General features: G+C 49.4%; 21 protein-coding genes. 7 read left to right on the top strand and 14 right to left on the bottom strand.

The window, feature by feature from the left end; translation table 11 throughout:
• Positions 1 to 15: 15 nt before the first annotated feature.
• The 6 genes from RYZ26_RS05040 to RYZ26_RS05015 form a co-directional block, all read right to left on the bottom strand.
• Positions 16 to 1014: a lipid A deacylase LpxR family protein gene (locus RYZ26_RS05040; protein ID WP_317682071.1), complete on the bottom strand. Its 999-nt coding sequence runs from the start codon at positions 1012 to 1014 to the stop codon at positions 16 to 18.
• 147 nt (positions 1015 to 1161) lie between these two features.
• Positions 1162 to 3462, bottom strand: coding sequence for an ATP-dependent helicase (locus RYZ26_RS05035; protein ID WP_317682070.1), 2301 nt, complete (start codon positions 3460 to 3462; stop codon positions 1162 to 1164).
• A 54-nt stretch (positions 3463 to 3516) separates the two neighbouring features.
• Positions 3517 to 4203: a hypothetical protein gene (locus RYZ26_RS05030; protein ID WP_317682069.1), complete on the bottom strand. Its 687-nt coding sequence runs from the start codon at positions 4201 to 4203 to the stop codon at positions 3517 to 3519.
• A gap of 72 nt (positions 4204 to 4275) precedes the next feature.
• Positions 4276 to 6054 (bottom strand): chloride channel protein, encoded by a 1779-nt coding sequence (locus tag RYZ26_RS05025; protein ID WP_317682068.1) that lies wholly within the window; start codon positions 6052 to 6054, stop codon positions 4276 to 4278.
• 68 nt (positions 6055 to 6122) lie between these two features.
• Positions 6123 to 7169: a GGDEF domain-containing protein gene (locus tag RYZ26_RS05020; protein ID WP_317682067.1), complete on the bottom strand. Its 1047-nt coding sequence runs from the start codon at positions 7167 to 7169 to the stop codon at positions 6123 to 6125.
• Positions 7170 to 7266: 97 nt separating this feature from the next.
• Entirely contained in the window at positions 7267 to 7752 is a 486-nt protein-coding gene (locus RYZ26_RS05015; protein ID WP_317682066.1) for a thioesterase family protein, read from the bottom strand.
• A 126-nt stretch (positions 7753 to 7878) separates the two neighbouring features.
• On the opposite strand from RYZ26_RS05015, the gene RYZ26_RS05010 reads away from it, so the two are divergent.
• From RYZ26_RS05010 to RYZ26_RS05000, 3 genes are all read left to right on the top strand, one after another.
• Positions 7879 to 9459: a hypothetical protein gene (locus RYZ26_RS05010; protein ID WP_317682065.1), complete on the top strand. Its 1581-nt coding sequence runs from the start codon at positions 7879 to 7881 to the stop codon at positions 9457 to 9459.
• Positions 9460 to 9524: 65 nt separating this feature from the next.
• A complete protein-coding gene (locus tag RYZ26_RS05005) occupies positions 9525 to 10424 on the top strand; it encodes a response regulator (protein ID WP_317682064.1) in 900 nt (299 codons plus the stop codon).
• Positions 10425 to 10604: 180 nt separating this feature from the next.
• A complete protein-coding gene (locus tag RYZ26_RS05000; protein ID WP_317682063.1) occupies positions 10605 to 12017 on the top strand; it encodes a mannan-binding lectin in 1413 nt (470 codons plus the stop codon).
• A 75-nt stretch (positions 12018 to 12092) separates the two neighbouring features.
• On the opposite strand, the gene RYZ26_RS04995 is transcribed toward RYZ26_RS05000, so the two are convergent.
• The 6 genes from RYZ26_RS04995 to RYZ26_RS04970 form a co-directional block, all read right to left on the bottom strand.
• A complete protein-coding gene (locus tag RYZ26_RS04995; RefSeq protein WP_317682062.1) occupies positions 12093 to 12485 on the bottom strand; it encodes a hypothetical protein in 393 nt (130 codons plus the stop codon).
• 17 nt (positions 12486 to 12502) lie between these two features.
• Positions 12503 to 13480 carry a hypothetical protein gene (locus RYZ26_RS04990; protein WP_317682061.1) on the bottom strand — a complete coding sequence of 326 codons (978 nt, stop codon included), beginning with the start codon at positions 13478 to 13480 and terminating at the stop codon, positions 12503 to 12505.
• A 176-nt stretch (positions 13481 to 13656) separates the two neighbouring features.
• On the bottom strand, positions 13657 to 16293 hold the full coding sequence (gene metH / locus RYZ26_RS04985) for a methionine synthase (RefSeq protein WP_317682060.1): 2637 nt from the start codon (positions 16291 to 16293) through the stop codon (positions 13657 to 13659).
• A gap of 95 nt (positions 16294 to 16388) precedes the next feature.
• A complete protein-coding gene (locus RYZ26_RS04980; protein WP_317682059.1) occupies positions 16389 to 17456 on the bottom strand; it encodes a homocysteine S-methyltransferase family protein in 1068 nt (355 codons plus the stop codon).
• Positions 17453 to 18373 (bottom strand): methylenetetrahydrofolate reductase, encoded by a 921-nt coding sequence (gene metF, locus RYZ26_RS04975; protein WP_317682058.1) that lies wholly within the window; start codon positions 18371 to 18373, stop codon positions 17453 to 17455. The genes RYZ26_RS04980 and metF overlap by 4 nt, the downstream gene beginning before the upstream one ends.
• 19 nt (positions 18374 to 18392) lie before the next feature.
• The gene (locus RYZ26_RS04970; RefSeq protein ID WP_317682057.1) at positions 18393 to 19319 is read right to left on the bottom strand and encodes an ArsR/SmtB family transcription factor; all 927 of its coding nucleotides are present in this window, start codon (positions 19317 to 19319) and stop codon (positions 18393 to 18395) included.
• A 297-nt stretch (positions 19320 to 19616) separates the two neighbouring features.
• On the opposite strand from RYZ26_RS04970, the gene RYZ26_RS04965 reads away from it, so the two are divergent.
• Positions 19617 to 20423, top strand: coding sequence for an MlaA family lipoprotein (locus RYZ26_RS04965; protein ID WP_317682056.1), 807 nt, complete (start codon positions 19617 to 19619; stop codon positions 20421 to 20423).
• Between the two features lie 15 nt (positions 20424 to 20438).
• Entirely contained in the window at positions 20439 to 21086 is a 648-nt protein-coding gene (locus RYZ26_RS04960) for an MlaC/ttg2D family ABC transporter substrate-binding protein (protein WP_317682055.1), read from the top strand.
• Between the two features lie 63 nt (positions 21087 to 21149).
• Here RYZ26_RS04960 and RYZ26_RS04955 read toward each other — a convergent pair whose 3' ends face one another.
• On the bottom strand, positions 21150 to 21800 hold the full coding sequence (locus RYZ26_RS04955; RefSeq protein WP_317682054.1) for a pseudouridine synthase: 651 nt from the start codon (positions 21798 to 21800) through the stop codon (positions 21150 to 21152).
• A gap of 288 nt (positions 21801 to 22088) precedes the next feature.
• On the opposite strand from RYZ26_RS04955, the gene RYZ26_RS04950 reads away from it, so the two are divergent.
• The gene (locus RYZ26_RS04950) at positions 22089 to 22715 is read left to right on the top strand and encodes a cell wall hydrolase (protein ID WP_317682053.1); all 627 of its coding nucleotides are present in this window, start codon (positions 22089 to 22091) and stop codon (positions 22713 to 22715) included.
• Positions 22716 to 22812: 97 nt separating this feature from the next.
• Complete coding sequence (locus RYZ26_RS04945; RefSeq protein WP_317682052.1) at positions 22813 to 24639, top strand: DEAD/DEAH box helicase; 1827 nt, start codon at positions 22813 to 22815, stop codon at positions 24637 to 24639.
• Positions 24640 to 24646: 7 nt separating this feature from the next.
• Here RYZ26_RS04945 and RYZ26_RS04940 read toward each other — a convergent pair whose 3' ends face one another.
• Positions 24647 to 25270 carry a class I SAM-dependent methyltransferase gene (locus RYZ26_RS04940; protein ID WP_317682051.1) on the bottom strand — a complete coding sequence of 208 codons (624 nt, stop codon included), beginning with the start codon at positions 25268 to 25270 and terminating at the stop codon, positions 24647 to 24649.
• Positions 25271 to 25358 lie beyond the last annotated feature (88 nt).

The raw sequence follows: 25358 nt of genomic DNA, 5'->3' as shown, positions 1-25358 counted from the left end.
TTGCTCCTTCAAGCCTTAAAACTGATAGGAAAGCGTGATGGCCCCATATCTGTCCGGCTGTTGTTGGTCTTTGAATTCTTTTGTTCTGATGATCTGGGTATACGCCAGACGCACATCATTATATCGCAGGGCGATCCCGATTTGGGCGTCTGCAACAAAACGGTTTTTATCAGCATCATGGCTGTTGGTAAAGCTATTGCCGTCCAAAAAGATATTGCGCCCGACAACACGGCCTACCGTTCCGGCAAAAATATACCAGCCAAAGCCTTTGGTTTTTGAATAATAATCACTGCCCGGCAAGCTCGGGCGAATGCGCGGAGGGCCACCGCGGTCTTTGTCCAGATCCCAGCCCAGTCGAAACATCGCCCCGGCCTCGCCATGGGTAAAAACATTGCCAAGGCTCAGGCCCGCATGGGGGGTCGCATCAATTTCAAGATCATAAAGCCCAGTATCAATGGTCAGAAACCGTCGTACTTTGCGTTCATACGTCAAGACCACGCCCGGTTCATTCTTCAGCTGATGTTCCCAACCTTTGGGGTCCGGACTGTCGACAATCTTATGCACCCATTTCTGGGTCTGTTTACCAAGGGCTGCCGGCCCGACGACGCCAAGCGTCAGTTCCAGCGTGTCGATCCGGTCCCCTAAATCCGAAACAAGGCCAAAACTGCCATAGAGCCAGCCTGCATAAGGGCGGTCCATTTGCGTCGGATCGGTGATCGAAATATCAGCGGGCGTATAAAGATTTTGCCCCAGCGCATAACTTGCGCGCAGCTTTCCCTGATCGGAAAAAAGCGGAAAATAAGTTGCGCCCTCACGCATCCAATCAGCAACTTCCCCTTCCGGTGGGGCAGCAGACAGGCGTGTGCCATGAGTGAAATGGCGATCATTGTCAGAACCGAACATGTCATTTTCGGTGGCAAGGTTTACGGTCCAGCCTTCCAGATCAAAAGCATCCCCCTTAGAGGGGACAGCCGATAGGATCAGACTGATGATAGTAAGCGCACGAAAAAACATATTTCCCTTCCGACCCAAAAAATAAACGAACGCCTAATCTACGAACCCTACGCATTTATCGTCCGTTAAGAAAGTCACAGTTTTCTATCACCAGACAAACAAGCACGCCACCCAACACCCTATCTGGTGACTAAATAGGCCTGGGCCTTAAATTTTTTCGACAAAGCTATCCATGACCTTTTTACGTCCGCCTTTGGCAAAGGCAATATCCAGCTTGTTGCCATCTACATTCAAGATGACACCATTGCCGAATTTCCCGTGATGGACATGATCGCCTTTCTTAAAACCACCTTCCGCTGCATCAGACACTTTGACGTCATAGGCATCAATGGTAATAAGCTTTTCAGCACGGGTTTCGCGTTTACCGCGATAGGTAAAACGCTGTGCATCATTATTGCTGAAACCGGAATAGCCGTAATTTCCACCGCCATAATCGCCACTGGGTGTCCCCGTCTCGCCGCCTTTTTCCACATGCATGTCCGGCAATTCATCGATGAAACGCGACGGCAGCATATCATTATATTGCCCAAAGACCCGGCGTCGCAATGCATAGGAAATGATGGAACGTTTGCGCGCCCGCGTGATCCCGACATACCCGAGACGGCGTTCTTCTTCCAGCGCGGTATTGCCGGACTCATCCAGCGCACGCTGATTGGGAAAAGTTCCTTCTTCCCAGCCCGGCAGGAACACATTATCGAATTCCAGCCCCTTGGCGGCATGCAAGGTCATGATCGTAACCTTGGGATCATCGGCATTGTCTTTCACGTCCATCACCAATGAAACATGTTCCAAAAATTCAGCCAGGCTTTCAAACTCTTTCAGGCCGGACACCAATTCTTTCAGGTTGTCCACACGGCCCTGCGCTTTAACGTCCTTGCCCTTCTTGGCTTCAGTCACACGCCAGTCCATATACCCGGACTCATCCATAATCTGGCCGACCAGATCATCCGGTTCCAGCCCATCTTTTAAAGATCGCCAGAGTTCGAAATATTCCACCAGTTCACGTAAAGCACCCCGTGCCTTTGGTGCGATTTCATCAGTTTCGATCAAGGCGCAGATAGAATTATAAAGCGGCTGTCCGGTTTTGCGGGAAAACTCATGGATCGTGCTCATAACCTTGGGGCCAAAGCCGCGACGTGGCTTATTGATGATGCGTTCCAGCGCCAGACTGTCACTGGGTTGATTAACAACGCGCAGATAAGCAATCGCATCGCGGATTTCTTCGCGTTCATAGAACCGAAGTCCGCCGACAACCTTATAGGGCATGCCAAGGGTGATCATGCGTTCTTCAAATTCCCGGGTCTGGAAACCTGCGCGCACCAGAATCGCGATTTCATCCAGATTGATGCCTTTTCGTTGCAGATTTTCCACTTCATCACCAACGAAACGGGCTTCACTTTCCCCGTCCCACAGGCTTTCCACACGAACCTTGATGGCATCTTCCTTGATCTGTGGCTGCAAGGTTTTGCCCAGACGATCTTCGTTATAAGAAATCAGACCAGAGGCCGCGCCCAGAATATGCTCGGTCGAACGATAATTACGTTCAAGACGAATGACTTTCGCACCGGGAAAGTCTTTTTCAAATTTCAGAATATTGGCAACTTCTGCGCCCCGCCAGGAATAGATGGATTGGTCATCATCGCCCACACAACAAATATTCTTATGCTGTTTGGCAAGCAGTCGTAGCCAGAGATATTGCGACACGTTGGTATCCTGATATTCATCCACCAGGATGTAACGGAAACGGCGTTGATACTGTTCCAAAATTTGTGGCTGTTCTGCAAAAATTGTCAGCACATGTAACAGAAGATCGCCAAAGTCACAGGCGTTGTTGAATTTCAGGCGTTCCTGATAGAGTTTGTAAATCTTGCTGGCTGATCCATCGGCATAGGCCGCCCCCTCGCTGGGCGATACTTTTTCCGGCGTCAGGCCGCGATCTTTCCAGCGTTGGATCACGCCCATCAGATTGCGTGCCGGGTTCTTTTTCTCATCAATAAATTCCGCTTCCATGATCTGTTTCAGCAAACGAATCTGGTCATCGGTATCAATGATGGTGAAATTGGATTGCAGGTCCACAACTTCGGCATGGGCGCGAACGATACGGGCGGCGAGTGCGTGGAAGGTGCCCAGCCACCAGCCTTCAACAGGACGGCCCAGAATGGCAGCCACCCGTTCTTTCATTTCCAGCGCGGCCTTGTTGGTAAAGGTCACGGCCATGATCTCACCCGCATAGGCCAGATTTTGATCCATAATATGGGCCAGTCGTGTGGTCAGCACGCGGGTTTTCCCGGTCCCGGCACCTGCCAACACAAGCACAGGACCGTCGGTGACTTCCACTGCCATACGCTGTTCAGGGTTCAGATCAGTGACATAAGGGGCCGGACCCTGAACCGCTGGGGCTGGCTGAGGGTCGTAAGCATCATCGCTAAATTCAAATGGATCGTTCATAGGCGATGTTATACCACCGCCTTTAACAGAAACAAAGGGAGAACGAAAATTTATTTATGCAGGCTGTTTTGCCTTATCCTTATCATCCACATTCGGGTCAGGCGATGTTGTATCTTCTACCTTGGATGCCATTTTGCCAATCAGGTTTGGCACCATACGTTCACTAAAGCCAGCGACCGCACCCCAAAAGATCATCTTTGCGTAATCGTTTGCATCCTTGGGATTCCAGGAAGACAGGAATGTTTGAAACTCATCACATTTCCCTGGTCCCAACTCACAAGAGAAAATTGGGAAGATATCACCTTGAATAAGCCCGGCTGCAAACATCAAGTATAACAAACCAGCAGATATCGCCCCAACCAACGGCGGGACCAAGGCATAGAGGATCAAATAGGTCTTATCCGCACTCAAGACATTCAGCGCATCAATGGAATTATCGTTATATTCAAAATTATAAACTCGATTCAGGCTACTGAGCATGCTGCCCAAAACCCCGGCCAAAATCGCCACACTCATGGTCGAAACCAAATCATGTTCAGTGATCTGAGAATAGATCAGCACCAACCCGGTAATGATGGAAATAGTAAGGGTCACCGTGAAAATGTATTTCACCGTGCGCCGATGGGCTTCAAAGGAAATGCTTTTTTTCATTTGTGTCGTGGCAGGGCATTTTGATACTGTCCTGCCAGTTGCGCCATCTGTATTCTTCTGTGCAAGTGTCGCCGTTTCTTTATCCGCCATGCGAGAGCAACCTATAAGTTTTTTCGTTGCAACTTTATACCATGAAAAGATTTAAAAAATCTACAGCCGGAATTACACGGTTCCCTGTTCCTGTCGACGTTTGCGCAACAAGGCATCATTATAAGCAACCATGACCTCGCGTTCGTCCACGCAGCCAAGATAAGCCCGGTCCTTGTCAGTACTGACAACAGGCAGTTGTTGGTAACCCGACTCTTCAAAAACCGCTTTTGCGATATCCAAATTATCCTTGGTCTGAAGCACGGGTGGACGACGGTCTGCCAGGTCACCCGCAATAATCAACTTGTCCAGATTCCCGTCAAAAATATCTTCCGGCAGACTTTCCCAAGTGATCACACCATAGAGCCTTCGGTCATGAGAAATCACGAAAACCACACCACCTGCGGCGCGCAGCAATTCTTTTCTGACGACCCGCAAAGACGCATCCACACTGATGTAAGCCCCTTCGCGCTTTAATATATGATCAACCTTGATCCCCTGCAGGACCACACTGCTGAAACTCCCGACCAAATCAATCCCACGAGCCTTTAGTTGTTCCAGGAAGAAAGACTGTTTACCCATCTGGTCATTGACCAAGGTCGCCATGACACAGCCGCACATCACCGCAATGGTCATGGAATAATCGCCCGTCAGTTCAAACACGATCAGGGTGGTTGAAATCGGCGCGCCAAGAACGGCTGCTGCCACGGATGCCATCCCGATCAAAGAATATGCACTCACGCCCGATGACAGATCGGGAAAGAGACTGCTGGCAAGCACCCCAAACGCACCGCCCCACATAGCCCCGATCACAAGGCCCGGGCTGAAAACACCGCCTGAAAATCCAAAACCGAGCGAAATCACAGTAGCGATATACTTAAAAACAAATATCCCGATCAGCATAGTCAGCGCCAACTGACCTTTGAGCGCATTGTCGGTGGCCTCATACCCCACACCCAGAACTTCGGGATACCAAAGCGCAATGACACCCACCAGAAAGCCTGCGACCCCCGGCCTGATCCAGACCGGGCCGGGTAATTTGGCGGTTTGCTTCTGAAGCTTCAGAATGCTCCAGACAAAAGAAATGGCGATAAAGCCGCAGGTAATGCCAAGGGCGACAAAAGCCGGAAATTCAAGGTATGATCCCAGACTATAGGCTTCCAGTTCAAAGCCTTTTACATTTCCCACCACCTGATGGGCCACAACCGTGCCAGAGACACTGGCAATGACGACAGGGGCAAAAGCTTTTAGTGCGTAATGGCTTAAAATCACTTCCTGCGCAAAAAGGGCCCCTGCAATGGGCGCGTTGAACGAGGCTGAAACAGCCGCCGCCACGCCACAGCCCAGCAACACACGCGCATTGGACCGGGACAATTGCAGCTTGTCTGACACCCAGGCAGCAAAGGATGCACCCATATGTACCGCTGGCCCTTCACGTCCGACAGAAGCACCAGCCCCGATGGAAAAGGCACTGGCAATCACAGCCAGAACACCTTCTTTGGGCGACATGCGACCGCCATTCAATTCACAAGCCTCAATCACGTCAGCCGGACCTTTGGGTTTGCCATCTGGCATCAGATAGTAAAGGAACAGCCCCACCACCAAACCACCAAGGGTCGGCACCAGCAGGACGCGCCAGGTCGGCAAAGCGTCGATATGATCAGAAATCCAGGCGCCACTGACACCCAGCAACAGATGCTGAAAGAAATCAATTTTCTCAACAAACAGGATCGCAAGTGTGCCAACAATCGCGCCGAGGATCACCGCCAACAAGGTAATCACAAGCTGGTCATTATTCACCAGCTTGCGCATAAACATGATAAATGGACTGGGTCTGTTTCGCCCCTGTGGCACGTCAGATATCCTTCCTGAGAATTCGGCTATCCTGATTGTGCACCAGAAATGTTAACGACAGGTATATTTTAGGCAACAGAGCCTTGCAAATCCTGTTGGGACAGAACCTGGTTGCGACCGGATTTAACCGCATGGCCCAACGCTTCTGTTGAACGCACCAGCAACTGGCTGACCGGTTCGCCATATTCAAACAGGGATGCCCCGCCAGACAAGGTCACTTTACCAAGCCGTTCCCCGGTTGCCCGGTTGACGATATTCTTGGAACTGACCCGCTTGCAGATGTGTTTTGCAAGGCTCATGGCATTTTCAAGATTGGTGCGCGGCAAGATAATAGCAAATTCATCCCCGCCAAAGCGCGCCGCTGTATCCTGACCCTTGATACATTCGCTGATGGTGACAGCCACCAGCTTCAGAACCTGATCACCAACCTGATGACCGAAATGATCGTTAAAGCGGGCAAAGTGGTCCACATCCAGCATCAACAAAGACAGGTCTTCCCCGTTCGCCATGGCATTCATGGAAGACTTGCGCAATTCCAGATCAAACAGCTTGCGATTTGCAATGCCTGTCAGCCCATCGGTCATGGCTTCGCGGCGCATGCGTTCCAGGTCTTCTTTCAGGCCAGAAATTTCATCTGCTGACTGTTTGAGTTTCTTTTCAAGCTGACCGTTTTCCGACAGAACACTTGCGATATTCTCACTCAGCGAGGTTGCGATTTCCACCACAGCCTCTTTTTCGTCAACGCCCGCCAATTGGTCTTTGGCAGAAGTCAAGGCCCTGTCCAAATGCGCAAAGCCGTCATCGGCCTTGCCAATGGTGGACACCAGACGCCCCAGCTCGCCTTCCACACGGGTGGTGGCGTCATGCAGGGTCGCGCTTTCCTGATCCAGGGTAAAGAATTTCTGGAAAATCTCGGAATTGCGTGTTTCGGTGAATGCCTGCTGATTGGCAATCAGAATATCAAGCGTGCGCTTCAGATCCGGGTATGTCCCCGCATAATAATGAAACCAGATGGTAAAATTATGGGGGTTCGCAGGTATTCCGATCTCGCCCATTTTCTCAATAGCCAGACGTGCATAACCAAGTGCCTGATCTGCGTTTTCGGTATATTCCAAGTCCCTAGTTCTCCGTTTTTTTATTATCATTCCAAAGAAACTATACTTTAGAATAATCATCCTTTGGATTAGTCCAAGGAAAAAATGTAATTATCTTTTATTTTTTTGCCTTGTGCTCCAGAGATTTGATCTGACGTCCCAGCCCGTTCGGGGCTTCCCCTTCGTGGGAACGCATTTTCAACCCCTCAAGCAAGTCTTTGAATTTTTCCGATAATTCCGCCGTTTTTCGTGTTTTTAAGTCCACATGTAAAGCCATAATTTCATTGCTCGCACATTTCTTTGTGCCATCTTTGGCATACATTTCATGAAACAGCTGAATGCGTTTAGAATCATAGCCGATTACATAAGAAAAAATTGTTAAAGCCTCTCCTTCACAGACTTCATCCTCATAAGTCACATGCGATTCGACCACAAAAACCGATTTCTCTTCCCCATCGCGATAAGAGGCATCTATGCCAATTTTTTCAAAAACGGCGTCAGTTGCGTGATCAAAGGCCAAAACATAGTACGCCACATTCATATGACCGTTGTAATCGATCCATTCCGGCAGGACGGTTTCATTATGGGTGTGAATATGACTCATTTTATCAACTCTTCGCTCAACACTTCCAAAAAGTCGTGATAGGCTGTCTCACAACTCAGGTCAATAAGAAGAAATCAGGGCCTTCCATAGGCTCAGGGGATTTAGCAGGAAGAGGGTTAAAAACAGATGCGCTTTAAATTTATCGCTACTGCTTTGGTTTGCGGGTTACTGATGACCACGCTTAACGCCTGCAAGGAAGAACCCAAACCCAAAGTACAGGAACCTGTGAAAATCCTGTTCAACCCGACAACTGCATATGACAAGATCACCAAGCGCATCGCGGCCATTGATATTGACGCATCCCCCCTGACCAGCAATACCGATTACATCAACCTGATTGCCAATCATGAAACAGCGGGCAGTTCAGTCACAGGCTTTATCAGCGATATTGCCTCAGATGATACCAAAAGCGTTGTGGTCCTGGCCCACGTGCAAAACGGTGACAACCTGAAATTCCCGCCCATCCCGCTTTTCATCTTTGAAAAAGAGGCTGCTGACTGGAAAACCACCTTTCAGGCCAAAGGTCCCTTGACCCCCTATTTTGTTGCGCGGCGTGCGCCCTTGAGCGTGAATATGGAAATGGTCCTGTTAAAAGAGATCATGGATGATCTGGCAACAGATGCGGGCAAGTTGATCCAATCCTATCACACCAAACATGCGCTTTATTCCAATGAACGCGCCGATGCCATTGCCGCCTTGGCCGACGATTTTTCCCAACGCATTGCACTTGTGGAAGAAGCCAACCTGAAAGATATTGCGCAATTCAATATTTCCTATCTGGAAAGTTTTGGCAGTGCGATCAATTTGTTGGGGAAAACAGGGGAAACCAACCTGACAAGCATTTTATCTGTTGAAGGCAAAACCAGCGTGCTGCCCCTGCATCACAATGTGCCGGATGCCTATAACGACCTTTTAACCTTTAAGATCGGCGATCAGTCCGCCCGCATGGCCCTTGGCGATCTGGAAAGCGGGTTCTGGAGTGTGCCATCCGAAGCCCTTGCCTCGACCTGCCAGGCCATCCAAGGCGCGTTGCAGGAACGACTGGGGCTGTCAGCGCGTGACAGTGCCATGGTCTTATGGCGTATGTTGCAGCCCCACGCCTTATTTGCCCAAAATGTCGATTATATCGCCCAATGTACCGGCGAAGACATCGCTGCCCTTTTAACCGAAGCTGGCTTTAGTCTACCTGCCGCCAAAACAGGGCGTGCGGGCAGAACAGCCCAAAACGCCATGAACAAGACGCTGAGCAAGATCGCAACACTGTTAAAAAACACCAAAGATTCCAATCAACAACGTATGACCACGTTGATGGACAGCACCGTTGTTGTGCGCGATCAGGCCCGCCTGTTGTTTTCTGCCAATCCGGATCAGCTGATTGACAGTACTGAAGATGTGGTCGCCCCGACCTTAAGCGGGGAAGAGGCCGCTGAATATATGATGATGCTGCCCGTGCAGGCCTATGGCTGTTACAGCCGGGGGCAGGGCCAGGTCGGTAACCATCGCGCAACCCTGTTGAAGATGGAAAATGACCCCACCCTCTGGCTGTTGAACCTGGCGTTCAATGAAGAAAACAAGATTGCCGGTATTCAGTTAAAAGGGGCCAGCCAGCGTGACTTCTGCCGCGCCATTGGAGGACGGAAAGGGAATAACCGTTGTGCCTTTTCCGGCAAACGCTTCCCGGGGCTGCAACCGGACAGATGCGGTTAATCGCTTTACGCCTTTCTGAATAATGACTAGAATACGCCAGTTTTTTGGACAGGATACGGAAATTAATGACCAGCTCAGCCATTCGCTTATTGATCGCAGATGACGACGCGGGCGCGCGCGATCAGCTGTCTCATCAACTTGATGGGCAGGGCTTTGCGCTGGATATTCATGATTCCGGCGAAGGGGCGTTAAAAGCGCTGAATGACAATTCAAGAGAATATGACGTTATTCTGTTGGATCTCAGCAAACCGGATGGCATGTCCGGGCTGGACTGCCTGCGCACCATCAAGGCAGCCGATAAGTTTCGCCACCTGCCAGTTATTCTGCAAACCAGCGACAATGACACAAATATCATTACTGAAGCTCTGGCCTCCGGTGCTTATTATTTCCTGGAAAAATCAACGGAGCAAAAACTGCTGCAGGCCGTTGTGCAATCGGCCATGGAATATAAGCTACGCTTTCAGGAAATTGAAAAAGAACGTCAGTCCCTGAAATCTGGCCTGCGCTTTGTTGAACGCGCGACATTTCGCATCCGCACGCTATCCGAAATGAACCTGCTGACAGGCCTTCTGGCAACCGCTTATCCCGACCCGGACCGGGTCACAGTGGGCATTCATGAATTGCTGACCAACGCCATTGAACATGGCAACCTGGGCATCACTTATGATGGCAAAAGCCAGTTGATCATGGAAGACAAGTGGAAAAGCGAAATTGATTTCCGCCTTGCTTTGCCGGAAAATCAGAACAAAACCGTGGAAATTGAACTGGTACAATCTGCCGATAAAATCGTCATGACCATCATTGATCAAGGCGACGGGTTTGATTGTGAAAACTATATGGAAATTGACCCGTGTCGCCTATTCGACCCTCACGGGCGCGGCATTGCCGTTGCCAAATCCATGTCCTTTGATGACCTGATTTATATCGGCAAAGGCAATCAGGTCGTTGCAACTGTTAAACTGTAAACCTTTTATTTAGAATCATTTTTCCAGCTCAATCGCAGATTTTCATTAAATTGAAAAGTCGTATTTTTTACAATTATACATTGAAAATTTTCAATATCCCCCATATTGTATCCTGACAAAATTCAGCAAAATAAAATCCCGCCAGGAAAAACAGCAAAGCTTAATTAACGGGGAATAAGCATGAAGTTTTATCTAAAGGCCTGTCTTGCCCTCGCCTTTCTGGTGAGCGCGGCATTTTTCACACAATCATACGCAAAACCATATACAAACGACACCGTTTGCGGTATCGACCCGGCCTGGGTCAACTCACCTTCCATGCCAAGCGAAGTTGCAAAAAGCAATCCAGACGGAAGCTCCAATTTCTGTGATTTCTATCAATTTTCCTGGCAGGCCTATCTCTATCTGATGTCGCCTGTCGCAAAAAATAGTGATATTCGCCAGTTCCAGGTTGACGCCAACTATCCGCTGGTGGAATTCAAGGCCGATGGATCACCCGCCAATTCCTGCGACAATATCGTCGATAATCAGACATTTCGCTCATCTCTGGACAAACACCACTTCACCACAGAACAAGCTGGCGGTGGCGGTACCATCTATGATCAACAAAAACAAATCGTTCATTATGATATGCGTTTCAACCGTGCCATGTGTAACTTGTCTGGCTCTGCCGTTGAACAGGCAAAACAAGGAATTAGCAATTTCCCAGCTGGCACAACAGAGCTGAAGTTCGGCTGGAAGACGCTGACCAAGGATGAAATCGCATCCGGCAGCTTCCTGACACAGACACCAACAAGCGGGGAGCTGAAAGGCAAGACTTTGGGGTTGATCGGCATGCATATTGCCATTGCCACCAAAGATCATCCCGAATTCGTCTGGGCATCGTTTGAGCATGACAACAACGCGCCGAACTGTTCAGAAACAACAGACAAAGCCTGGTCATTCACCAGCCAGACATGCGCCAAAACGCTGCCTGGCGGGTTCAAGTCTCTGACGTCAGCCTGTCCATTTAACGAGACAATGGACAAAAACAAAAACCCGATTATCCCCAGTGAAATCTGTCGTCAGTATCCAAATGGAACGGCTGCGGGTGATCCAAATGCGGATGAGAACAATGCAGACATTGATACCACAAACCAACAGGTCAAGGCCCTGCTCGCCAAGGCTGGTCCTGGCATGCAAAAACTGAAAGACTATTTCATCCTGGGCGCCCTCTGGGTCAGTGATACAACACAAAATTCCGACATTGGCAACCAGCGCGGCTCACTGCGTCTGGCAAACCCCATTGCAGAAACCACCTATCAGAATGTGGATTTAAACGCCAAATTCATCTCCAACTGCTTCGGTTGTCACAACTATATGGGAACGAGTGCCAAGGCGAACAACAACATCACTTCCGGCAATCTCAGCCACATCTTCTTTGACATTCAAACAGGACAGGGCAAAGCGGTCGATATTCAGGCTGGCCCGATCAGCAGTAATGCACAAGCCCCAGCAGCTTGTAACAAAACCTGCGGCGGCTATAACCTGACATGGAACGGCAACTGGACCACCACCGTCTGGGATGAGATGTCTGTTTGTGGATGTCAGCCTTAATCTGAAGATACCAGCCAGAAAAAGAGGGAGAGGCCCAGCGGTCTCTCCCTAAATCTCATTAAACTTTCGGATCAATCACGTCACCAAGGACGTTACCGCTGACACAGCCTTCGCAATACCTTTCAGCACCTTGGCGATTTTTTCCGCATATTCGACTTTTTCAGTCAAACCAGCCAGATCCTTTTTGATTTGCTTGCTGTTCTCTTCAAGTTCCTCAATTAACCCGGGAAGATTACTGACATTGTCAAATGCGCGGAATGTCTTAAGGGACAGGTCAGATTTTGCTTCGCTCAGAAGCTTGCGTTGTTCACTGATCTCTTTCAGCCTTTTCTTCTGTACATCTGTGCGATTTTCAAGTGTCGAGGCATGTTTGATGTCCAGTCTCTCGTCAAAGAGTGCTTCATCCAGGTCTTCCAGAGCATCTCGTGCCTGTTCAAACGTTTTTTCAATTTCTTCAGCTGTTGGCATATCTCACTCTCCCAGTCTTAATTGCTTTTAAAAGCTTCAATCAGTTTCTTGAATTCTTCAGCTTTGTCCTTCATCTCCTTAATCGACTTCCAGACGTCAGAGAACTTGACTTCACCTTCATTGTTCAGAAGTTCTTTAAGTTTGGTATGTGCATCCACAAAGGCCTTGAATGATGTCACTTCTTTCACACTTAAAGCTGCATCAAATTTTATACTGGCTTTGACGAAAGCATCGACATCATCAGCCGTGACGCCACGGTTTTCGGCATCATCATAATCATCTTGCGCTTTCTTGAAGAGCTTCTCAGCTTCGACTTTTGCATCATAAACTGCCGTATTTTCAATTCCTTGAAGTATCACACCGATTTCTTTGATTGTTGGCTGTGCCTTCGCCGTTACTTTTGCCAACGCGTCATGCTTCACTTTCTTAACATATTCAGCAACAATCCAATTGACCAGATCCTGAACAGGTTTCGCATATGCAGAGGCGATATCTACCTTTGTCTTAAGAGCCTTGATCTTGGAGAAATCTGCATTGATATTTTTGATACTGGCAAACGCATCATTTGTATGTTTTTCAATTTGCCCCGCTGAATCTACTGTCGCGATTTTTTGAAGCAAACTCACATATTTCTTCAGTGAGTTCATCGCCTTGGTGCTGTTGCCCAGCGTGTGTTTAATGGGTAAACTTGTCGGAATGCCTGCAAGGTTTCCACCGGAAACAGTCAACTTACAACGATCACTTCTCAGGCGACACGTTTTGCGAACAGCCGCAACGGTCAACTTCCGATCAACAATCGTTTCTGCAAGTTCCCTGTTGCTGCCAGCGCGCACCTGCTCTTCGATACGTTCAAATGATTGATATGAACTATCGAATGCACTCTTTAACCCTTTGACCGTGTCCGAATAGTCTTTAGTCGAGCTACACGCACTCAACGCCACCACCACAGCAAACGCACCCAGAATGCATGTGACCCTTCTCATTTTTCCATTCATCTGATGACCCTCTTCTTTAAATCAACTTAAAGATATAACACCTACCCTCAAGAGAAAAATACTCTCATAGAGTTTATGGTGAGTCAAAATTTAAACCATGGTGATGGGTTGTCATACAAAAAGGGCTCCCCTGACGAGGAGCCCTTTCCTTGAAGAAAAATATAAAGGCCAGAGATTTAAGCATCATATCCCAGGACAGGCGACAGAAGTTTTTCAGCTTCTGCCACACTGATGGATTTACGACGAGCGTAATCTTCTACCTGGTCTTTTTCCACGCGTCCCACACCGAAATATTTCGCTTCCGGATGTGAGAAATAGAAGCCACTGACCGCAGCGGTCGGGGTCATAGCATAACCGTGGGTAAGCTCAATCCCCGCCTGATTTGTCGCATCCAGCAGATCAAACAGTGTTTCTTTTTCTGAATGTTCGGGACATGCCGGATAGCCCGGGGCCGGGCGGATGCCTTGATACTGTTCTTTGATCAAGGCTTCATTATCCAGATTTTCATCAGATGCATAGCCCCAGAATTCCTTGCGCACACGTTCATGCATATGTTCCGCAAAAGCTTCCGCCAGACGGTCCGCCAAGGCTTTCAGCAGAATGGAGCGATAATCATCGTGTGCAGCTTCAAACTCTTCCAGCTTAACGTCAATGCCATGACCCGTTGTAACCGCAAAGCCGCCCATATAGTCTTCACCAGATGGTGCGACATAATCGGCCAGACAGTTGTCATAACGGCCTTCAGCTTTCGGGATTTGCTGGCGCACCATGTGGAAAGCCGCAAGATCTTCTTTGCGATCTTCATCCTTGAACAGGCGGATGCTGTCATCATCTGTGGCATTGGCTGGCCAGAAGCCGATGACGGCCTTGGCTGTCAGCCATTTTTCAGTAATGATATCGTTCAGCATCTCTTTGGCATCCTTGAACAGGTTGGTTGCCGTTTCACCCACAACCTCATCATTCAGGATTTTCGGGTAGGTCCCCGCCAATTCCCATGTACGGAAGAAAGGTGTCCAATCGATCCGATCCACCAGGTCTTCCAGTGGATAGTTATCGAATGTCTTGGTCCCTAAGAACGCAGGTTTCACCGCCTTGAACCCATCCCAGTCGATCGGCTGTTTGGCCGCACGGGCTTCTGCGATGGTCATGGTGTTGCCCTTGTTCTGCTTTTTCGCGCGTGCTTCACGGACCTTTTGATAGTCCGCTGCGATTTCTGCTTCAAAGGCCGGACGTTTGGTCTTGGACAGCAGGTTTGAACAGACCCCAACCGCACGTGAAGCATCCAGCACGTGAATGGTCGGATGTTGATAGTTCGGATCGATTTTCACAGCTGTGTGAACCTTGGACGTTGTCGCCCCACCGACCAGCAATGGAATGTCCATTTCAAGGCGTTTCATTTCCTTGGCGACATTGACCATTTCTTCCAGGGACGGTGTGATCAGTCCTGACAGACCGATGATATCCACGTTATTTTCATTGGCCGCATCCAGGATATCCTGGGTCGGGACCATAACGCCCATATCGATGACTTCGAAGTTATTACATTGCAGAACAACGCTCACGATATTCTTACCGATATCATGCACGTCGCCTTTAACGGTTGCCATCAGCACTTTACCAGCGCTTTCGGAACCGGCTTCTTTACCTTCTTCGATAAAGGGCATCAGGTAAGCCACGGCCTTTTTCATCACACGGGCAGATTTCACAACCTGCGGCAGGAACATTTTACCCGCGCCAAACAGGTCACCCACCACGTTCATTCCGTCCATCAGCGGACCTTCGATCACCTCGATCGGTTCATCAAACTGCTGGCGGGCTTCTTCGGTATCTTCGGTAATAAACTGGTCGATCCCTTTCACCAACGCAAAGGACAGACGTTCTGCCACCGGCTTTTCACGCCAGGACAAATCAGTTGCAGCTGCTTTGGACCCACCCTTGCCTTTATATTCATCGGCGACTTCCAGCAAACGGTCGGTTGCATCATCGCGACGGTTCAGGATCACGTCTTCTACGCGTTCTCGCAATTCCGCCGGGATTTCATCATAAACTTCCAGCTGGGCCGGGTTTACGATGCCCATGTCCATCCCTGCCTGAATGGCGTGATAAAGGAAAACAGAGTGCATGGCTTCACGCACAGGGTTGTTGCCCCGGAACGAGAAGGAAACGTTCGACAGGCCGCCAGAAATATGACAGTGCGGACATTCATCACGGATGATGCGCGCGGCTTCGATGAAATCTACCGCATAGTTGTTATGTTCTTCAATCCCGGTTGCTACAGCAAAGATGTTCGGGTCAAAAATGATGTCTTCCGGCGGGAAACCCACTTCATTGACCAAAATGTCATAAGAATTCTTACAAATCTCGACCTTGCGATCTTTGGTATCAGCCTGACCTTTTTCATCAAAGGCCATGACGACAACAGCTGCGCCATAACGTTTGATTTTCTTGGCATGCTCCACAAACTCTTCTTTACCCTCTTTCAGGGAAATGGAGTTCACAACCGCCTTACCCTGCACACATTGCAGACCCGCCTCGATCACCGACCATTTGGATGAGTCGATCATTACAGGAACGCGGGCAATATCCGGTTCTGCCGCAATCAAATTCAAGAAACGCACCATAGCTTTCTCACTATCGATCATGGCATCATCCATGTTGATATCGATAATGTTGGCGCCATTTTCTACCTGTTGCAGGGCAACGCTTAAGGCTTCGTCATATTCTTCATTGGCGATCAGGCGTTTAAATTTGGCTGAACCCGCAACGTTTGTGCGCTCGCCGATATTAATAAAAGTCGCTTGTTGAGTCGTCATAACTTTAAATCTCTTTTCCAATTGTCATCCCCGCGAAAGCGGGGACCCAGTTTTACTGTTTCCCTAGGTTCCCGCTTTCGCGGGAATGACAGGAATCATGAAGCTACATTAAAGGGCTCAAGACCGGACAGGCGCATCTGCACATCCAGTTCCGGTACGTTACGTGGGGTTACATCAGACACGCTATCAGCAATGATTTTGATATGCGCAGGGGACGTACCACAGCAACCGCCAACGATATTGATCAGGCCACTTTCCGCCCATTCTCGTAAAGCCGCGCCCATATCTTCAGGCGTTTCGTCATAACCGCCCATTTCGTTTGGCAGACCAGCGTTTGGATAGGTTGAGACACGTACTTCAGCCACACCGGAAAGTGCCGCAATGTGCGGACGCATCAGGTCAGCACCCAACGCGCAGTTCAGACCAACAGAAAATGGTTTTACGTGACGAACGGAATTCCAGAAAGCTTCAGCCGTTTGACCGGAAAGTGTCCGACCAGAGGCATCGGTCAGCGTCCCTGAAATCATGATCGGCACAGAAAAGCCCTGTTCATCAAACAGTTCTTCAATCGCAAACAAAGCTGCCTTGGCGTTCAGCGTATCAAAGATGGTTTCCACGATCAGAATGTCTGATCCGCCTTCCAGCAGACCTTTGGCCGCTGCTTTATAAGCGATGCGCAAGTCATCAAAGGAAACGTTACGAAAACCCGGGTCATTCACATCAGGACTGATAGAACAAGTCCGGTTGGTCGGGCCCATGGCCCCTGCCACAAGACGCGGACGATCCGGTGTCTTGGCCGTCATCTCATCAGCCACTTCACGGGCAATGCGCGCACTTTCAACGTTCATTTCATAGGCCAGTTCTTCCATCTCGTAATCAGCTTGCGCGATTGTGGTAGATGAAAAAGTGTTGGTGCCCAGAATGTCTGCGCCTGCTTCCAGATATTCCTTATGGATCTCTTTAATCACTTCCGGCTTGGTGATGGACAACAGATCGTTGTTGCCTTTCACATCCAGCTGCCAGTCAGCAAAACGATCACCGCGATAATCGGATTCTTCCAGGTTATAACGCTGAATCATCGTCCCCATGGCACCATCCAAAATGATGATACGTTTTTTGGATTCGGCTTCTAAGTAAGCCAGACGTTCTTCACGGGTTGTCATGATTGGTTTCCTTTCGGGCGAACACCAAGAATGTGGCAGAACGCATAAGTAAGGTCTGCACGGTTAAGCGTATAGAAGTGGAAGTCATTGACCCCATTGGCATGCAACACACGGCACAGTTCAGACGCCACGGTGGCCGCAACCAGTTTGCGGGTTTCCGGTTCGTCATCCAGACCATTAAACAGGTCTGCCATCCAGGCGGGAACATTCGTGTTACAGGCATCAGAGAATTTCAAAACCTGCTTGAAATTGGTTACAGGCAGAATGCCCGGCACGATCGGCACGGTCACGCCAGCAGCAGCTGCCTTGTCGCGATAGCGCAGGAAGGTTTCGGCTTCAAAGAAATACTGCGTGATCACGCGGTTCGCCCCTGCATCAACTTTCTTTTTCAGATAGTCGATATCAAACTGAGCACTTGGCGCATCCGGGTGGGTTTCAGGATAACCCGCCACGCTGATTTCAAAGTCATGACGCTTTTTCAGACCTTCGACCAGATCAACCGCATAGGCATAGCCTTCCGGATGTGGCTTATATTCAGAATACCCCTCTTCAGGGTCGCCACGTAAAGCAACGATATGACGGATGCCTTCTTCCCAGTAACGGTCCGCGATCTCGTCAATCTCTGCCTTGCTGGAACCCACACATGTTAAATGAGCCGCAGCAGACATGGTTGTTTCTTTTTGAATATCAACAACCGTGTTGTGCGTGCGTTCACGCGTTGTCCCGCCGGCACCATAGGTTACAGAGACAAAGCTCGGGTTCAGTGGCTCCAGGCGTTTTAGGGATGACCACAGGGTTTCTTCCATCTTTTCCGTTTTTGGCGGGAAAAATTCAAACGACACACTCACGTCTTTAGGCAAAGGCGCTGCAACGGGAAGACCGCTTAAAACAGCTTGTTTTTCTTCTTGTAGAGTCACTTTAATATATCTCCAGGTTTTATTCTTTCTCAGCGACCCAAACGGTCACCGTCAATGGCGTACCAGGCAGGTGCTGAACGCTTGTCACGTTCAGTCCACAGTCCTGGCAAATTCTTGTTACTTCCCCTTCGCTAAAGCCCAATCGGCGATGCTGATACTGGGTACGAAGGCTTTCTTCTTCATGGGGGGCAAAATCGACAACAGCCAATTTGCCTCCACTCTTTAATACGCGTGCTGCTTCACCAATGGCCGTTGCAGGTTCATCGGTATAGTGAAGCACCTGATGGATGGTCACCAGATCGAAACTATCTGCTGAAAACGGCACCTGATACATGTCACCTTGACGAACCGCACAATTGGCAAGCCCACCTTCTTCGATCTTGGCACGCGCGATGGCAAGCATTTCAGTGGACAGGTCCACACCCCAGCCCTGACGAATATGGGGGGAGAACAATTCCAGCAAGCGCCCGGTACCCGTCCCGATATCCAGGAATTCTTCTGCCTTGCTTGAGCCCAACACATTTAAGAGTGCGTTTTCAACTTCGTGGTCATCAGCGTGCAAGGCGCGGATTTCTTCCCAGCGTTGGGCGTTCTGGTTAAAATAAGACGCTGCTTTTTCAGCGCGATCCTGTTTCACTTCTTCCAGCCGCTGGCGGTCGCGCACGATCACTTCATCATCATAAGGGATAATCCCAACCAGTTTATTGACCATGTCCAGATTTTCTGGTTCTACCGACAAACGATGAAAAACCCAGCTGCCTTCGCGCAAGCGCTGCAATAATCCGGCTTCACATAATAGCTTCAAATGACGAGAGACTCGGGGCTGACTCTGCCCCAGAATATGGACAAGTTCAGATACCGTCAGATCGCCTTGCGCACATAAAGCCATCACACGCATGCGCGTTGGCTCCCCGATTGCCTTTAAAGCTGATAAGATAGTGTCCATATACGCCTCACTGGATAAAATTTATTCAAGACATAAAGATATCTTTATATGATTGCAAGTCTAAAAACGTATTTGTGGTAAAAATGTGACACTCACGAGAAATTGATCCTTTATTAACCTTTTAGAGGACTAGTGTTTTAGGTTACGCTATGGTAATTCAATAATCGAACTTTGGTGTGGATGGGAGATCCATATGATCTTGCGTGCCTCTGGAGGGGATGTTGTTTATCAATGGCTAGTCGTTTAACCCATTGATAAACAACACGAATGGGACAGCAACAATAATTTCGGTGTACGATGAAAAAGCCCGTAAAGAAAAAAAGTTGGTTAAAAAATATTAGCGGAATCGCCGCTGTTAGTGTGATTCTGGCTGGTTGCGCAAGTCAACCACAGAGCGTTGATGAGGTTAATGACCCATTTGAGGGAGTTAACCGTGCAGTCTTTGGTTTCAACGACCTGATCGATACATGGTTCCTGCGTCCAGCAGCAACACTTTATCGTGGCCTGATGCCACCTCCCCTGCAGGAAGGCATCCACAACATGCTTTCTAACCTGAGCACGCCAATTGTGCTGTTAAACGATGTACTTCAGGGCGAAGGCGAACGCGCAGGCGACACTGCTGCGCGCTTTGCAATCAATACTACAGTCGGCATTCTGGGTTTTGGTGATCCTGCTGCCGAAATGGGTTTCAAAAAACACAGTGAAGACTTCGGCCAGACAATGGCAACCTGGGGGGTGGGCGAAGGTCCATATATTGTGCTGCCGATTTTCGGTGCCAGCAACCCACGTGATGCCGTTGGCCGTGTTGTTGACTATTTCACTGACCCGATTAACATCTGGGCAAATAACACAGATCAAAGCGGCATTCCTCTGTCACGCGGTCTTGCAACAGCTGTAGACACACGTGCTTATTACTATGATGCGATTGAAGACATGCGTAACAACTCGCTTGACCCGTATGCCGCTTATCGCAGTTTCTATCGTCAGCGCCGCGCTGCTGAAATCGCAAACCAGGACGGCCCAAAAGTGACCAAGGCCCCTGACCTGTCTTTTGATTTCGATTCACCTTCGCCTGGTGATGAAGAACTCACAGAAGCGCGATAAGGAATAATAAGATCAATGATGACCCGACGCTTTTTTTCAATTGCAGTGTTAGCTCTTGGCATTGCAATCGCTTCCACAACAGTGCACGCCAGTGATTTTGGCAAACGTGCTGAAACGTTCGTTCAGACCATGTCTGATAAAGCTATGGCTTCCTTCAGAAATGCCAAAGACAGTGAAACACAACAAATCGAGTTTCGCACACTGCTGAACGAAGGTTTTGATGTTCGCGCGATTGGCAAATGGGTTTTGGGCCGTTACTGGCGCAAAGCGACAAAAGAGGAAAAAGAAGAGTATCTTGACCTCTTTGAAGACTTCATCATTGTGACTTACTCCAAACGTTTCGCTGATTACTCCGGTGATGACATCAAGCTGACGGTTGTTCAGTCTCTGACCAAAAATGACAAAGATGCAATTGTACGTTCCCAGATTGAACGTGAGCAAGCAGGTGAACCCATTATGGTTGACTGGCGTGTGAAGTCCAACAAATCTGGTGAGCTGAAAATCGTTGACGTTCTGATCGCTGGTGTAAGCATGAGCCAGACACAACGTGCTGAATTCACCTCTGTCATCAAACAGAATGGTGGCAAGGTTCAGGACCTGATTGATGCGCTGAAGAATAAGACAGATCAGCTGGTTAACAAGGTTGATGCGGCTGCCAACTAAGTCTGATTTAAATATAATTAAGAAAGGCTGCAGTTTTTTGCAGCCTTTTTTATTGCCAGTCTTTTAGAAATTACAATCCGCTGTAATGGTCATCCTTTCCCCGCTCACCGAATGAGTAAAGCTTAAAGACTGGGCATGTAGACACAGGCGTTCACTCTGGCTGACAATATCCGCCGGGGCATAAAAACGATCCCCAATGATGGGATGCCCCATAGACAGACAATGAACCCGCAATTGATGCGAACGCCCTGTAATCGGTGTCAGTTCCAGACGCGTTTGATCTTTATGCCGTTCCAGCACCCGCCAATGGGTTTCAGCCTTTTTGCCCTGTTTATGGTCTACCATCTGCAAGGGACGATTGGGCCAGTCACATCGTAACGGTAAATCAACAATACCACTATCTTCTGCGACGATGCCTGCGACCAAACAAACGTAGGTCTTCGCGGTTGTTTTGTTTTCGAACTGTTTTGAAAGATCGCGCAGTGTGTCTTTATCAAAGGCCATCACAATCACACCGGAAGTATCCATGTCCAGACGATGCACCACCAGTGCCGTGCCAAACTCTGCTTCCACACGCGATTGCAAGCAGTCCTTATGATCAACAGCGCGCCCCGGGACCGAGAGCAATCCGCTGGGTTTGTTAAGAACAATAAGATTCGCGTCCCAAAACAGGACGTCCAAGGGGCCTTCTGGCGGCTGGTATTTAAAAGTCATTTCGAAACCAATCTGAAATAGGCAAAAGCTGTTCACAAATTAGGTTCAAAAATTCATTTGGGCAACAATATTGCAATTTAACCTTCATTTATTGCGCTGCAACAAAAGGGGGTTGACTTCATATGCAGTTTTACATATATCTACCGCGCGCTTGAGAAATGCGCATTGAAGTCCGACCCCCCAGGCTGACGAAGATTATTCAGCCATGACTTTAATGAGAAGCGATTATAGGGATTAATCGCCAGATATTGTCGGACCTGAATTTGAAACAATTATGTGGATAATGACATGAGTTCGAGCAATCAGACTGTGCGCCCTTTGTGGGCTCGCCTGCTCCCGATTACGTTTATCAGTTTTGCTGTCTTCTTTGGGACAACAGGTTTTAAATCCGTTGAACCGGCAGAAAAAACCAGCACCTACGTTGAACCTTCAGCGCAAGCCTTCGCGCGCGAATTCAACAGCTTTATGTCTCATAACCTGATTGTAGAGACTGAACAGACACGTTGCCTGGCCCTTAACATCTATTGGGAAGCCCGTTCTGAACCGCTGGCGGGTCAATTGGCCGTGGCCGGAGTGACCATGAACCGTGTGGCAGACGAGAAGTTCCCAAACAATATCTGCAATGTGGTCAAACAGTCCAAAAGCAAACAGCGCCTGCACCGCTGCCAGTTCTCCTGGTGGTGTGATGGCAAGAAAGACGATCCGAAAGAGCTGACCGCCTGGCGCAATGCCCAGCAGGTTGCCCGTCTTTTTCTGGCTGGCATCTATGAAGACCCGACGCAAGAAGCCAAATGGTACCATGCTGATTACGTCAACCCGGACTGGGCAAGCCGTCTGAAACGGACCGCAAAGATCGGCCGACATATTTTCTATACAGAGCAAGATACCAAAACGGCTCAGCTTTCTTTGAAATAAGCCTTTCCATAAAAAACATTTCCCCTATGATGCCGCCAAACCTGCCTTTGGATTGGCGGCTTCCTTATTTTAACACCCCTCCTTCAGAAAGACATTTATGAGCGAACTTACTGGCCTCAAGCCTACCTTGCTGCAAGCCCTTGAAAACCGTGGCTATGCATCCCTGACCCCTGTCCAGCAAGCGGTTCTGGCCCCTGAATTACGAGATGTCGATGCTTTGGTTTCCGCCCAGACAGGATCCGGCAAGACCGTTGCCTTTGGTTTAAACCTGGCGCCAAACCTGTTGGGTGAGGCAGATCGGTTCGCACAGGCCCAAGCCCCGCTTGCCCTGATCATCGCACCAACCCGTGAATTGGCCCTGCAGGTGAAACGGGAATTTGAATGGCTTTATGAATATACCGGTGCCAAGATCGCATCTTGCGTAGGTGGGATGGATATGCGCACGGAACGCAAGAACCTGGAACGTGGTGCCCATATCGTGGTCGGCACACCGGGGCGACTGCGCGACCATATTGAACGCGGCTATTTCGATACATCTGGACTGAAAGCCGTCGTGCTGGATGAAGCCGATGAAATGCTGGACCTAGGGTTTCGTGAAGAACTGGAATGTATTCTGGATACAACGCCGGAAGATCGCCGCACCCTGATGTTTTCCGCCACCGTGGGTCGTGGCATTGCCAACCTTGCCAAACGGTATCAGCGCAATGCCGTTCGGGTCACCACAAGCGAAGAACAGAAACAGCATGTGGATATTGAATATCGCAGCCTGCTTTGCGCACCGAATGACCGGGAAAATGCCATCATCAATATCCTGCGTTATTATGATGCAAGAAACAGCATTATCTTTTGTGCGACCCGTGCCACCGTCAACCATATGACAAGCCGCCTGACCAACCGTGGCTTTTCAGTCGTCGCCCTGTCCGGGGAACTCAGCCAGAACGAACGCAGTCATGCCCTGCAGGCCATGCGTGACGGCCGTGCCCGCGTTTGTGTGGCAACCGACGTGGCTGCGCGTGGTATCGACCTGCCAGGTCTGGAACTGGTGATCCATGCCGATATCCCGCGCAACAGCGAAGCGCTTCTTCACCGCAGTGGCCGTACAGGCCGTGCGGGCAGCAAAGGTGTCAGTGCCCTTGTGGTGCCGTTTAACCAACGCCGCAAAACCGAACGTCTGTTGCAACATGCCAAAGTCGAAGCTGACTGGGCCAAGCCACCGTCAGCAGATGAGGTCTTGAAACAAGACCGGGATCGTTTCTTGAACGATGCGGCTTTCAGTGAAGAAATTCAGGAAAGCGAACAGGCGTTTGTTACCGAGCTGATGGAAAAATTCACGCCTGAACAGATCGCCGCCCGCCTGATCCGCCTGCAAACCGAAAAACTGCCCGCCCCGGAAGAACTGCTGGACCGCCCGGAACCGAAAGAACGTGATCGCAAAGAAAAGGCCGTGCGCGTTGATTTTGAAGATGGCGTCTGGTTCTCCATGTCCGTGGGTCGCAAACACAATGCCGAACCCCGCTGGCTGCTTCCCATGCTTTGCCGCGCGGGCCATATCACCAAATCTGATATCGGCGCGATCAAAATCCAGCAGGAAGTCACTTACGTGGAACTGGCCCCCGGTGCCGTTGAAAAATTTCAGGAAGCTATCGGCCCAACCCGCAAGATTGAAAAATCCGTCACGGTTGATCGACTGGACGGTATGCCCGATCTTTCCAAAGACACAGGCCCCAAACGTCGCCCACGCAACCGTAAATCATTTGACGGGGACCGCCCGGCACGCAAACCGCACCGCAAGAACAGTGACGGTTTCAAGAAGGATGGTGACAAACCACGTGGCAAGCCGAAGAAATCCTATAAGCCAAAGGGCAAAAAGGATACAGGCGGCATGGCCCCGATAAAACGCAAAAAGCCGAAGAAAAAAGACTAAATCCGGATCACGCTTTCTTCCGGGCAATCACAAAGACCGATTGTCCGGAAGGCGGTTGCCATTGGACCTCAATCTCAAATCCAGCTTGTTCAACACTGGCGATATAATCGGCCACACTAAAAAATTTCACCATCGGCAGGAGGCTAAAGACCTTGGCGATGGGAATGATAAAACGCAGCCAGGCCATCTTGCCCTGAATGCACACGGTTGAACTGACAAACAATCCACCGGGTTTCAGAAAACTTTTGATCCGGCGCAAAGCCTCATCACGATCTTCCAGCAGATGGATCAAACTATGGGCCATGACCATATCATAACGCTTGTCACCCACATCGATTTCTTCAAACATGGCCTGTTCATAGGATATATTCTCAATGCCCGCTGCCTTGGTCTTTTCTTGGGCGATTTCCAGCATGCCTTCAGACACATCCACCGCATGAATATGGCGCACATTCGGGCATTGGGTTATGGCGGTTGACCCGGTACCACAGCCGACTTCCAAAACTTCCATATCAGTTGTCATGAAATCCCGAGTTTGCTCAAGTTTTTTCTGATAGCTGGCTTCATCGGCCACCGGGCTTTTGGCATAGCCTTTGGCGTGACGATCCCAAAAGCGGCTGATCTTTTTCAAGGTTTCTTCTCCATAGGGGGCATTTGTTCCCTTACTGTCTCATATGCATTTTTAAAAATAAATTGCCTAAATTTACACAGAAGCTATA

It is taken from the genome of Terasakiella sediminum, assembly GCF_033100395.1.
GTDB lineage: Bacteria > Pseudomonadota > Alphaproteobacteria > Rhodospirillales > Terasakiellaceae > Terasakiella.
Note: the sequence above shows the minus strand (reverse complement) of the source record. Positions and strands in the feature narration are given on the sequence as shown.